Source organism: Brevibacterium aurantiacum (genome assembly GCF_900169065.1).
Lineage (GTDB): Bacteria > Actinomycetota > Actinomycetes > Actinomycetales > Brevibacteriaceae > Brevibacterium > Brevibacterium aurantiacum.
In genome coordinates, this window is the sequence record NZ_FXZB01000015.1 from 78,839 (window position 1) to 91,012 (window position 12,174).

The following is a 12,174-nucleotide window of genomic DNA, read 5'->3' on the forward strand; positions in this document are numbered from 1 at the left end:
GCCTCACTCCACCAGCCGCACATGCGCAGCCAGACCGGCATCCTCTTCGGCCAGTACCCTCGCGGTCGAGAGGATCGTTGTCTCCATCGCCGAGGCGGCCCTGGTCGGCCGTACGTCCGCTCGGGTGGCGAGGCTGACCGTGCGTGACAGGCTCGGCTCCAGCAGCTGTGCCGAGGTCAGCCGGGGGCGGTCGACGAGGACCATGGCCGGGACGATCGCGACCCCGAGTCCGCGTTCGACGAAGCGCAGCACTGCGTCCATCTCGGCTCCCTCGACGACGATGTTCGGCGCCAGGCCCGCAGCATCGAAAGCCGCCGAGGTGGCTTCGCGCAGATCGTATCCGTGATGGAAAAGCACCTGGGGGAGTGCGGCAACGTCCCCCAGAGTCACCGTGTCACCGGGCAGAAACTCAGCACCGCCCCGAGGTGACTCTGCCGCGGCGATGACCACCAGGTCCTCACTGAGCACCCCCTGCATCCGCAGCCGCGGCATCTGCGCACTCGGAGAGTGTGTTCGTGTGATCAAGGCAAGGTCGAGTTCCCCGGCGCCCAGCGCCTCGATGAGTTCCCGCGAGCCTTTCTCCACGAGCTCGAGCTCGACCCCGGGATGCTCATGATGGAAACCGCTGATCGCCTCGGCGACCAAGCTGACGCACAGCGTCGGGGTCGCACCCAGGCGGATGCGACCCTTGCGCAGTCCGGCGAGCTCATCCATGTCACGGCGGACCGCCTCGGCGTCGGCGAGCATTCGTCGGGCGCTCGGCAGTAGAGTCTCGCCCGCGGCGGTGAGACTGATGTGTCCATGGGCGCGATGGAAGAGCTCGGAGCCGAGCTCCTTCTCCAGCGTCGAAATCTGCCGACTCAGCGACGGTTGTGCCAGGTGAAGTGTGGCGGCGGCCTTCGTGAAATGACCGGTGTTGGCGACCTCGACGAAGCTCGCGAGCTGTTCCAAATTCATACCCATAGCGTATCGCTATCGAGTTGAGCGAAACAATACATTGGACGCATGAAGTGTCCGAGCCTAGCGTGGAATGCATGAACACCACACAGGGAAATGCCCGCACCAAAGAACACACGATCTCCACCTCGGTGCTGGTCATCGGCACCGGCGGATCCGGCCTGCGCGCCGCGATCGAGGTCGCCGAATCCGGCACCGACGTCCTCGCCGTCGGCAAGAGGCCCAAGGACGACGCCCACACCTCGCTGGCGGCCGGCGGCATCAACGCGGCCCTGGCCACCATGGACCCCGACGACTCCTGGCAGCAGCACGCAGCCGACACGATCAAGGAATCCTATGACCTCGCCAACCCCCGCACCGTCGAAATCGTCACCCAGGGAGCCGAACAGGGAATCGCTGACCTGGAGCGATACGGAATGGACTTCGCGAAGGAGGACGACGGTCGGATCTCGCAGCGCTTCTTCGGCGCCCACACCTGGCGTCGCACCGCTTTCGCCGGCGATTACACGGGACTTGAAATCCAGCGCACCCTCATTCATCGTGCCGAGGCCCTGAACGTCCCCATCCTCGACCGCGTCTACATCACCAAACTCCTCGTCGCCGATGGCCGCGTCTTCGGTGCCTTCGGCTTCGACATCGTCGACGGTTCCCGGTACCGCATCCATGCCGACGCGGTCATCCTCGCCGCCGGCGGGCACAACCGGATCTGGCGCCGCACCTCGTCTCGCCGCGACGAGAACACCGGCGACTCCTTCCGTCTGGCCGTCGAAGCCGGAGCTCGCCTGCGCGACGCCGAACTCGTCCAGTTCCACCCCTCGGGCATCATCGAACCCGAGAATGCCGCCGGAACCCTGGTCTCCGAGGCTGCCCGCGGTGAGGGCGGCATCCTGCGCAACGGACTGGGGGAGCGGTTCATGGAACGCTACGACCCCGAACGCATGGAACTCTCCACCCGCGACCGCGTGGCCCTGGCCGCCTACACTGAGATCGCAGAGGGCCGCGGCACCGAAAACGGCGGTGTCTGGCTCGACGTCTCTCACCTGCCGCGCGAGACCATCATGAACCGCCTGCCGCGCGTGTTCCAGACGATGATGGAGACGCAGATGCTCGACATCACCCAGTCACCGATCGAGATCGCCCCGACCGCGCACTACTCGATGGGCGGGGTGTGGGTCGACCCAGTCGAGCACAGCACCGACGTCGAGGGACTGTGGGCCATCGGCGAGGCCTCGTCCGGGCTGCACGGGGCCAACCGCCTCGGCGGCAATTCCCTCATCGAGCTCCTCGTCTTCGGTCGTATCGTCGGCCAGTCCGCCATCGCGTACTCGTCTGATCTGGGTGCGCAGGTGCGGTCGCAGTCTGCCATCGCCGAGGCGCGGGCTGAGATCGATGATCTCCTGTCCTCCGAAGGGACGGAGAACGTCCGCGCCCTGCAGCGCGAGATCCGCAACCTCATGACCGAGCACGCCGGCGTCGTCCGTGACGAGGCCGGGCTGCTGGCAGGACTCGAAAAGCTTGCGTCGATCGAGGCGCGCATGAGCGAGGTGGGCATCCACCCCGACATCGCCGGCTACTCCGACCTCTCGCATGCCTTCGATCTCAAGTCTTCGGCACTGGCGGCCCGAGCGACGCTGGAATGCGCGCTTGAGCGTCGCGAGACCCGCGGCTGCCACAACCGCAGCGATTACCCCGAGCAGGATGAGAAGCTGCAGGTCAACCTCGTCTGGTCACCTTCGACCGGGGTTGTGAAGGAGAGCATCCCGGCAGTCGATCCCGAGGTCGCCGAGCTCATGCGCCACGAGGAGATCAGCCAGGTCGGCAAGCTCGTGGAGTGAAGCGGAACTCATTGAGCGCGAGCTCACCGCCAGGAACTTCAGGCGGTGAGCTCGCGCTTCCAATCACCAACCAGGCTGACCAGGGCGAAACCTGTGAGGAATGCCGGGAATATGACAATGAGTCCGAGACTCACAATCTCAAGGTTGGTGTCGGTCGTGTCTTTGAATAGGAGAGCTCCGGTTGCTGCCAATGCAGTGGCTCCCCACGCGGTCCCCACAACGGCGCCTGGAACTCGTGGCAAAGCCTTCAACAGCATTCCGACGATGAAGCTGAGGGTGATGGCGCTCCAGATAATTGATTCCACGTTGATCACACCACCGAATACCCAATTCGTGGGTGCCCGGGAAACTCCTCCGCTATTTCGCTTGGCATCGGGCGCGTCAATTGCGCCGAGGACTACAATAACCGACAAGGATCATTGAGTAAAAAATGTCTCGCATTCTGTATTGACTGCGTTATCGGTATTACCGGCGTTGTCTACAGTGCCTACGAGTTCCGAGTTCTTGAACGACACCTAGACCACGATGTCGAGACAGGCCAGGATCGTCTCATCGGCAAGCACATCGACGGAGGCGAGCCTGCCATATGCGAACCGGAACCAGTAGATCGCCCGAGGAGTGCCATCGCTCGACACTGAATAGTCCGTGACCGCACCGCTCGATGTCTGATCCTCTGACGAGCCTTCCCAGCGCAGGTCTTCGCTCTGGCCGCCCATGCGAGGGAAGTCGCCGAGGTGTTCCGGTCGATGGCAGCGAGCGCGCCGGATAATCTGAACCTGTGGCTGGAGCTCCTCAGTTTCCCCGGCGCCGATCCGATGGTAGCGATCGACTCAACCTGCATCGGATCCGACGCTGAGGCCCGCAGCCTGATGCGCGCGAGCGATGCATTGCCGACACCGCTCTCTGACACTCGCGCACCGATGAGCGTTGCGGATCTGGGAACCATCACCGCCGAACCGACCGACCCTGTTCCCGGCAGCTCCCGCGCGGAGCTGCTCACCTCACTCGACGACTCAGCCCTCGACGCACTGCTCGAGACGCCCATCGATCCGCTGCTATCGGTGCAGGTCAGGCACCTCGGCGGGGCGCTCGCGCGAGCAACCGACAATCCGCACGGGGCATTGAGTGAACAGTTCAGTGTCTACATGTTCGGACTGCCCGCCACCGAGGAGGCCGCTGAGCCCATCACGAAGAAGCAGGCAGATCTGGCGCGGACTCTGCCGACGACCGGACGCAAGCCCGTGACGTTTCTCAACCCTAGCGAGAGCCTCGCGGATGCACTGCCCGAAGAATTGCTGCTGCGGCTGCGCCGGCTCAAGAATGAGCGGGACCCGGCCGGGATCTTCCGCGGGAACTTCAGCACCTTCGGGTGATAGGTGCATCGATGACTGATGCATCTATCAATGTATGCATCTGATAGAGTGGAGCAATGAAAGACCTGCTGACGCTCCCGTGGGAGACCACCGACGATGCTTCCCCGATCGCTGCGCGGATGGCTGCGTGGGCCGCCCGCGAGATCATCGAGCAGCGCTACGAGCCCGGCCAACTCCTCACCGAGGCTGAGCTCGCCGAGGCTCAGAAAGCTAGCCGGACACCGGCACGGGAGGCGATGCTCCAACTCGAGCGCTGGAGATTGGTCCGCCTCGTACCGAAGAAGGGCGCGATCGTCACCACGGTGTCCCGTCAGGAGCGCCGCGACCTGCTGGCGGTACGCGCCATGTTCGAGACCGACGCCGTCCAGGCATTCACTCTCGACAGCGACTTCGCGCCGCTGGCAGCAGACCTGCGCACGCTCCTCGATCGGCAGCAGAAGGCTCTGGATGCCAGTCATCCACTCGACTTCGCCAGTGCCGACTACGCCTTCCACTCCCGCATCATCCGCAGCGGCGGCAACAGCATTGTCGAGGAGATGCTGACCACGATGGGCCCGCGCTTGGCCCGCCTGACCTACCAAGTGGTCATCGATCAGCCCAGTTCGCTGCACACCCTCTTCGACGAGCATGCCGAGCTCACCGATCTCGCAGAACGCGGTGAGGCCAAGGACTTCGGAAAGGTCGCGCGCGAGCACATTCAGTCCTCCCACTTCCCCGAGAACCAGTGACATCGGAAACCGCAGCACTCAACCCAGAATCGCCAGCAATGACTTCAGAACCCGCAACTGAAACAGCAGACCACCAGATCGCAACGACAATCTCTCACTCCGCAACAACAGTGCCCCAACGCAGAGCTTGGCTTCGCGTCGTGCCCGCCATGTTCCTGCTCGCCTGGGGCGGCAACCACTTCACCCCACTCGTGCACATGTACGAAGAGGACGGCGGCTACGCGGTCTGGCAGGCCAATCTCCTCCTCGGCATGTACGTCGGGGGACTGATACCGGGGCTCCTGGTCGCCTCGGCGCTCTCAGATAGACGTGGACGCAAACCGATTCTCATTGCCGGAACGATCGCCGCCATTATCGGCAGTGTTCTTCTTGGCATCGGCTTCAACCTCTTCTGGCTGCTGTGTGTGGGCCGCGTGCTCGCGGGAATCGGCGTGGGAGTGGCGATGTCGGTGGGCACGAGCTGGATCAAGGAACTCTCGTCACCACCGTTTGACCACAAGGCCGGAATCACCGCCGGTGCTCGCCGCCCGGCGCTGACGCTGACAGTGGGATTCGCCATCGGCGCCGCGGTCACCGGCTGCCTGGCGCAGTGGGGGCCGATGCCCGAAACGATTCCCTACGCGGTCCACGGGTTGCTGTCCATCGTGGCGCTGTTCATCGTGTTCACCGCGCCGGAGACGCTGACGAGGGAACGCCGGTCGGCCCATCATTGGTGGCGAGGCCTGCGGATTCCGCTTGTCGGCCACCGCACCTTCGTGCGCCTCATCATCCCCGCCGCACCGTGGGTCTTCGCCGCCGCAGGTGTTGCCTATGCGGTCATGCCCGCTCTGGTCCAGGATGAGCTGGGGGAGTGGACGACCATGTACGCGACCGTGCTGACCGTCGTCACCCTGGGCGCGGGGGCGCTGGTGCAGAACCTCGTCCCACGCATCAACAGGTGGACGGGCGGACGTGCGCTGGTCGTCGGGCTCACGCTCATGACCTTCGGCATGGGGCTGGCAGTCGTCGCGGCACTGGTTGCCAACCCGTTCGTCGCCTTCGTCGTCGCCATTGTCCTCGGCATCGCGTATGGCATCTGCGTGGTGGCCGGTCTGGTCATCGTCCAGGCCATCGCCGAGCCGAAGGACCTCGCGGGGATCACCGGCGTCTACTACTCGCTGGCGTACTCCGGGTTCCTGCTGCCCACAGTGCTCGCAGCGCTGCTGCCGCTCATGCCCTACAGCATCTCGCTTGGGGCAGTCGCAGTGATCTGTCTGCTCAGCCTCTCCGTAGTGTCGCTGGCGTCGAAGGCTCGCGCGTAACGCCGTTGCGTCCCTCGCGATAGACAGCGGCGCGAGCACCATTCGATCAGCCGCGGCAATTAGGCTATGAAGATGGAGGTGACATCGTGAGCCAAGAACCACCGTCATTGTTTGAGCCTGACGATGTGGGCCGCCCGCTGGCCGATCGTCTGCGCCCGGAGTCCCTTGAAGATGTCATCGGGCAAGATCATCTTCTTGGCGACGACGCACCGATTGGTCGGATGGTCGCCGAGAGCAGGCTGGTTTCGATGGTGCTGTGGGGGCCGCCGGGCTGTGGGAAGACAACCATTGCGCGACTGCTGGCCGAACGCACCAACCTCGTCTTCGAGTCGGTCTCAGCCACATTCTCCGGTGTCGCAGAACTCCGGAAAGTCTTCCAATCGGCAGCCAAACGGCGCGAGATCGGCCAGGGCACGATGCTGTTCGTCGACGAGATCCACCGCTTCAACCGCGCCCAGCAGGACTCCTTCCTCCCCTACGTAGAAGACGGCACGGTCGTACTCGTCGGCGCGACCACGGAGAACCCCAGCTTCGAGCTCAACTCCGCACTGCTCTCCCGCTGCCAGGTATTCGTACTCAAACGCCTCTACGAGGAAGCGCTGACCACGCTCATCAAACGAGCAGAGGAAACCACTGAGAGAGAACTGCCGCTTGATGCGCAGGCACGACATGCCCTGGTGGCAATGGCCGATGGCGACGGTCGCTACCTGCTCAACCTCATCGAGCAGCTCCAAACCGTCAGCGGTGCTCTCGACACCGCTGGCCTTGACGAGCTGGTTCAACAGCGCGCACCGATCTACGACAAGGCGCAAGAGGGACACTACAACCTCATCTCCGCGCTGCATAAGTCAATGCGCGGCTCAGATCCCGACGCGTCACTGTACTGGTTGGCGCGCATGCTCGAGGGTGGGGAAGATCCCCTCTATATCGCCCGACGGCTGGTCAGATTCGCCAACGAAGACATCGCGATTGCCGACCCGCAAGCCATCCAGCAAGCGCTGGCGGCATGGGACGTGTTCGAACGTCTGGGCTCCCCAGAGGGGGAACTCGCCATCGCCCAAGCCGTCGTCTATCTCGCAACCGCACCGAAGTCCATCGCCGTCTACCGTGGATTCAACGCCGCGAAGAAGCTCGCGAAACAGACCGGGTCTCTCATGCCACCAGCAAATATTCTCAACGCCCCGACGAAGCTGATGAAGAACCTCGGCTACGGGGAGGGTTACGAGTATGACCCGGACAGGCCGGGGGGGGGGTTCCGGTGCGAACTACTTTCCCGAGGGCATGGAACCGGAGAAGGTGTACCGACACACCAGCAACGGTTACGCGCACATCATCGCGAAGCGTCTGACCGAGTGGGATCGGATGCGTGCTGAAAAACGTCAGCACGAAGGTCGCGCCGACAATGACCCGTCAGACGATGGGGACACATGAACAAATAACGGATGGGCGCAGGCGCCATTCCATCCGCAGGCTTGTAGAGTGAACAACGTTCGCATCGATGCAAGAGGAGCTATCAACAATGTTCGGACGACAGCGTCAGCACCAATCACAGGCGGTCAGCGCCTTCATCGACATCATGGGCAGTCGTCATGTGCTCACCTCCGCCCGGGCGACGGAGCCCTTCGCCAAAGGCAATCGCTTCGGCGGCGGCAGTGTGCTCGCGGTCCTCAAGCCGGGCAGCCTTGTCGATATGTGGCGGGCTCTGCAGGTCTGCGTCGATCACGATCTCATCGTCATCCCACAGTCGGCGAACACCGGCCTGACCGGAGGTTCGGGTCCCGGCGATCAGGACTACGATCGTGAGATCGTCATCATCTCCACCCTGCGCATCAACCAGATCCATCTCATCAACGATGCTCGTGAGGCCGTGTGTCTGGCCGGATCCACGCTGTACGAACTCGATGACAAGCTGGCACCTCACGGGCGTGAACCTCATTCGGTGATCGGTTCGTCGTCGATCGGTGCTTCGGTCGTCGGCGGCATCGCGAACAACTCCGGCGGCAGCCAGATTCGCAAGGGCCCGGCCTTCACGAAGCACGCGATCTTCGCCCGGGTCGATGACGAGGGCAAGGTCGAACTCGTCAATCACCTGGGCATCAGCCTCGGCGATGATCCGGCCCATATCCTCGACAGACTCCAACGCGGCGAATGGGACGAAGCCGATGTCACGCCGCCCCCGGAAGACAGTCTCGATACCGAATACAGCGAGCACGTCCGCGAAATCACCGATTCTCCTGCCCGCTACAACGCCAACCCGAAGTTCCTCCACGAGGCGTCAGGGTCGGCCGGTAAACTCATGGTCTTCGCCGTGCGCACGCGGACCTTCCCCAAGCAGAAGGATTCGACGACCTTCTACGTGGGCACCAACAGCCCCGCCGAGCTCGAGGCCCTGCGCCGGGCGATCCTGACTTCGGACATGCCGCTGCCGATCTCCGGTGAGTACATGGGACGGCCCTCCTTCGACCTTGCCGAGAAGTACGGCAAGGACACGTTCGTCTCCGTCAAGCACGCCGGCAGCCGCGAACAGATCAAGCTCTTCGCGTTGAAGAACTGGGCGAACGGGGTGTTCGCGAAGCTGCCCTTCTTCGGACAGACCGTTGCCGATTCCATTGCGCAGGGTGCCTTCAGCTTGCTGCCGCAGCAGCTGCCGGACCGCATGCTTGAGTACCGCGATCGCTTTGAACACCATCTGCTCCTCGTCGTCAGCGGCGACCAGAAGCAGAGGACCGAGGAGTTCCTCACGACCTTCTTCGCCGAGGTGGGGCATGACGGTGACTTCTTCATCTGCACTGCCGATGAAGCTCAGTCCGCCATGCTCCACCGCTTCGGTGCCGCCAGTGCCGCCACACGCTACTTCAATCTCCACCGTGACGAGTCCTCGGAGATGATCACCTTCGACGTTGCGCTGACACGCGATGACGAGGATTGGCTCGAGGTGCTGCCAACGGAGATCTCAGACCAGCTGCACATCAGTTCCTATTACGGCCACTTCTTCTGCCACGTCCTCCATCAGGACCATGTGGCGAAGAAGGGTGTTGACCCGGTGGCGTTGAAAAAGCAGATGATGGCGCTGCTCGAGGCACGTGGAGCCGCCGTGCCCGCCGAGCACAACTACGGTCGCCTCTACCAGGTGCCGCCGGAGATGGAAGCCCACTTCAAGGAACTCGACCCCTGCAATGTCTTCAACCCGGGCGTCGGTGAGACCTCGCCCCACAAGAACTGGGCCTGAGGCGCACTCCGCGCATCGCTCGCATTCTTGGCATCTCGTGCGTCCGTCGCCGCAAACAGCAAAAACACCCCGGTGCGCCGGGGTGTTTTCGCGTTAACGGTGACGGACGCTCAGGCAGTGATGCGAAGTGACGTTGCCGCGAAGAAGAGCAGTGATGCCCGCCGTGGGCCCGGCAGTCGGTTGAACAGATGCCCACACCGCCGAGGTGGGTCAGTCCTCGTCTTCGATATCTGCCGCCGCGGCCGCTTCGGCACGGGCCTGCTTGATTTTGCGTATGCGAGAGAACGTCATGAGGGTGATCGTAGCGATGAAGCCGACCGTCGCACCGATGACGATGGCGTACGTGCTGGTTGCAGCACCGAGTGTGGTGCTTGCTCCCATGCCGGCATCGATGAGCGGATGGCCCTCACTCATGTGGAAGACAATCGCACTGACCCAGACAATGGCGAACACCGCGCCGGCGATGTTGCCGACGATCAGCCGTTTCGCTGAGACGCGGGCCATGGACATCGCGAAGTCCACATTCTCGCGCTTGCAGTACCCCGAAATGGCGCTGCTGGTCACGATGGAGCCGAGGATGATAAATGCACTCCACAATCCCGCGCCGAGAACTGCGAAGATGAGTCCGAGCGCGAAGAACACGTAGGTGGAGACGACGGCCCCCAGCGTATACGCGCGCAGGATGACGTCGCGCTCGCGTTCATCACCCATCGACGGGTCGTTGAAGCCTGCGATCTTGTCGGCGAGTTCGTTGCTGCGGTTCTTCCTGTCGCTGCTGTTGTTCATTATGCTTCCTCCTGAAGTGAAAAGATTTCTTCCACTGTGGTCTCCAGCGAACGGGCGATGCGCAGTGCCAGATAGACGCTGGGTGCGTAGTCGCCGCGCTCGGTGGCGATGATCGTCTGACGCGAGACGCCGGTGCGTTGGGCAAGTTGGGCCTGCGTGAGACCGGCGGCCTTGCGGACGTGCTTGAGATTCGAAGTCTGAACGTCCATCCCGTTTCCTGATGTCAACTATTCTTTACATAAAAAGTAAAACATCATTGACATGCCACGTCAAGAATCTTTGACATTTGGCGGCCATCACTACCGGTAACGGCACAACCTCCCGTTGCAACGCGGTGTTTTGATGCTCGTGGTGCGTGGTGCTCGCCCGCGAGCGCGATGGGCCTCTCGCCGAGTTGGACTGGCTGGTGCTCGGGGTTCCACGGTTCGAGCGTGGGGCCCGGCCCCGTCGGGCTCTTCAGTCTGCTCGTCTGCGCAGAAGGATCACTCCGTCGGCCCTCGCTCTCTAACCCTTCAGCGACACGTTTCGCCCGGGCCGGTTGACCCGCACCTCGTGACTCGACCGCTTCGGGTTGAGCAGTTTGAGCAGCGACAGCGCCAAGAGAGCACCGACGATGGCACAGCCGGCCGGCAGCAGCATCGCCGTCTTCGCATTCGAGGCGTCGATGATGTTGCCGGCGAGGGCCGATCCGAAGGCGACGCCGAAGCCCAAGGATGTGCCCAGCCAGGCGAAGGCCTCAGTCAGACGCCTCGGCGGTGCCAGTGCCTCGATGACGGAGTTGGCGCCGATGAGGCTCGGGGCGATCGTGAAGCCGACGATGAACAGGATGATCGTATAGGAGACCATTCCCTGGGCCAGCATCATCGAACACGCGCCGATGGCCAGCAGGGCAACGGTGACGCCGAAACGGTGATGGGTTGCAGAGTTCCAGTTCCTCGACCCGTAGAGCGCACCGGCGATGAGTGAGCCCAGGGCGAAGGCGCTGAGCAGGATGCCGGCCAGGGACTTCACACCCTGCTCGTCGGCGAAGGCCACGGCGATGACGTCGATGGCGCCGAAGTTCACACCCAGGAACACATTGACGATGATGATCGTGAAGATCCCCGGATTGGAGAACACGTGCCCGCGAGCCTCTGTGGTGCGTTCGATCGGCGGGGGCTCGGTCGACTTTTGGATGTAGAGCAGAGCCGAGCCGATCCCGGCGGTGAGCATCGAGAGGATGATGCCTGCCGGGGGGAACACGGCAGTGGCGAGCACGGTGGCGACGACGGGGCCGGTGACGAAGAGCAGCTCATCGGCGACGGACTCCCAGGAGAAGGCGGTCTGCAGCTTTTTCGGCGAATCCACGATGTGTGACCAGCGCGAACGCACCAGCGACCCGACGGAGCCGACAGTGGCACCGCCGATTCCGGCGAAGACGAAGATGAGGCCCACCCACCAGTCTGCGTAGACGGAGACGATGAGCATCGAAAGCGCCACGAGGTGGGTGATGACGATGGGCACCATGACGGTGGCTTGGCCACGACGGTCGACAAGGCGCGCGATCCCGGGGCCGGCAAGAGCTTGGACGATCATGTACACGGCGGCGACGATGCCTGCCAGACCATAGGAGCCGCTGACGCCCTGGATGAACAGAACGATTCCCAGGCCCAGAACTGCGATGGGCATACGTGCAACAAGACCGGCCAAGGAGAACTTGAGAGCACCGGGAAGAGACAGAATTTCCCGATAGTTGTTGAACACCAGCAAAGTCTACCTAGCGCATGAAGCGTCCACTATACGGATACGACGTTGTTACCGGTGAGTCGAGTCACCTCGGCGACGGTCATTCGAGTCGCAGGCGAGCGATCAACCCAGGTCACAGGCAAGACACACCCGCGCACCGGGGCAAGGTGTCCGGGGGAATGTAACAAAAGCTATATAATTGCAGAGATTGCAATCCTCTCCCGCCGGCACCCACGCCGC

Annotated in this window: 12 protein-coding genes; 6 read left to right on the forward strand and 6 right to left on the reverse strand. The window is 63.0% G+C overall.

All coding sequences use genetic code 11. The features are described 5' to 3' along the window. Positions 1 to 3: 3 nt before the first annotated feature. Positions 4 to 957 carry a LysR family transcriptional regulator gene (locus BAUR9175_RS11645; RefSeq protein ID WP_101583884.1) on the reverse strand — a complete coding sequence of 318 codons (954 nt, stop codon included), beginning with the start codon at positions 955 to 957 and terminating at the stop codon, positions 4 to 6. A 77-nt stretch (positions 958 to 1,034) separates the two neighbouring features. Here BAUR9175_RS11645 and BAUR9175_RS11650 point away from each other — a divergent pair, with 77 nt between their 5' ends. Beyond that, positions 1,035 to 2,792, forward strand: coding sequence for an FAD-dependent oxidoreductase (locus tag BAUR9175_RS11650; RefSeq protein ID WP_096158123.1), 1,758 nt, complete (start codon positions 1,035 to 1,037; stop codon positions 2,790 to 2,792). 38 nt (positions 2,793 to 2,830) lie between these two features. Here BAUR9175_RS11650 and BAUR9175_RS11655 read toward each other — a convergent pair whose 3' ends face one another. Together BAUR9175_RS11655 and BAUR9175_RS11660 are read right to left on the reverse strand one after the other, a co-directional pair. Next, the gene (locus BAUR9175_RS11655) at positions 2,831 to 3,205 is read right to left on the reverse strand and encodes a hypothetical protein (protein ID WP_146000916.1); all 375 of its coding nucleotides are present in this window, start codon (positions 3,203 to 3,205) and stop codon (positions 2,831 to 2,833) included. Between the two features lie 102 nt (positions 3,206 to 3,307). Beyond that, on the reverse strand, positions 3,308 to 3,508 hold the full coding sequence (locus BAUR9175_RS11660) for a hypothetical protein (RefSeq protein ID WP_096158125.1): 201 nt from the start codon (positions 3,506 to 3,508) through the stop codon (positions 3,308 to 3,310). Between the two features lie 30 nt (positions 3,509 to 3,538). Here BAUR9175_RS11660 and BAUR9175_RS11665 point away from each other — a divergent pair, with 30 nt between their 5' ends. The 5 genes from BAUR9175_RS11665 (at position 3,539) to dld (ending at position 9,423) form a co-directional block, all read left to right on the forward strand. Next, positions 3,539 to 4,165 (forward strand): hypothetical protein, encoded by a 627-nt coding sequence (locus tag BAUR9175_RS11665; protein WP_096162432.1) that lies wholly within the window; start codon positions 3,539 to 3,541, stop codon positions 4,163 to 4,165. Positions 4,166 to 4,221: 56 nt separating this feature from the next. Beyond that, entirely contained in the window at positions 4,222 to 4,893 is a 672-nt protein-coding gene (locus BAUR9175_RS11670; protein ID WP_101583848.1) for a GntR family transcriptional regulator, read from the forward strand. A 38-nt stretch (positions 4,894 to 4,931) separates the two neighbouring features. Beyond that, complete coding sequence (locus BAUR9175_RS11675) at positions 4,932 to 6,194, forward strand: MFS transporter (RefSeq protein ID WP_226829678.1); 1,263 nt, start codon at positions 4,932 to 4,934, stop codon at positions 6,192 to 6,194. A gap of 86 nt (positions 6,195 to 6,280) precedes the next feature. Continuing rightward, positions 6,281 to 7,567, forward strand: a complete 1,287-nt coding sequence (locus tag BAUR9175_RS11680) for a replication-associated recombination protein A (RefSeq protein ID WP_257944325.1) — start codon at positions 6,281 to 6,283, stop codon at positions 7,565 to 7,567. Between the two features lie 146 nt (positions 7,568 to 7,713). Continuing rightward, entirely contained in the window at positions 7,714 to 9,423 is a 1,710-nt protein-coding gene (dld, locus tag BAUR9175_RS11685; RefSeq protein ID WP_101583850.1) for a D-lactate dehydrogenase, read from the forward strand. Positions 9,424 to 9,633: 210 nt separating this feature from the next. On the opposite strand, the gene BAUR9175_RS11690 is transcribed toward dld, so the two are convergent. From BAUR9175_RS11690 to BAUR9175_RS11700, 3 genes are all read right to left on the reverse strand, one after another. Further along, entirely contained in the window at positions 9,634 to 10,209 is a 576-nt protein-coding gene (locus BAUR9175_RS11690; RefSeq protein WP_009884586.1) for a hypothetical protein, read from the reverse strand. After that, on the reverse strand, positions 10,209 to 10,418 hold the full coding sequence (locus tag BAUR9175_RS11695) for a helix-turn-helix transcriptional regulator (protein WP_009884585.1): 210 nt from the start codon (positions 10,416 to 10,418) through the stop codon (positions 10,209 to 10,211). The genes BAUR9175_RS11690 and BAUR9175_RS11695 overlap by 1 nt, the downstream gene beginning before the upstream one ends. A 295-nt stretch (positions 10,419 to 10,713) precedes the next feature. Further along, on the reverse strand, positions 10,714 to 11,952 hold the full coding sequence (locus BAUR9175_RS11700; RefSeq protein WP_101583887.1) for an MFS transporter: 1,239 nt from the start codon (positions 11,950 to 11,952) through the stop codon (positions 10,714 to 10,716). Positions 11,953 to 12,174: the final 222 nt, after the last annotated feature.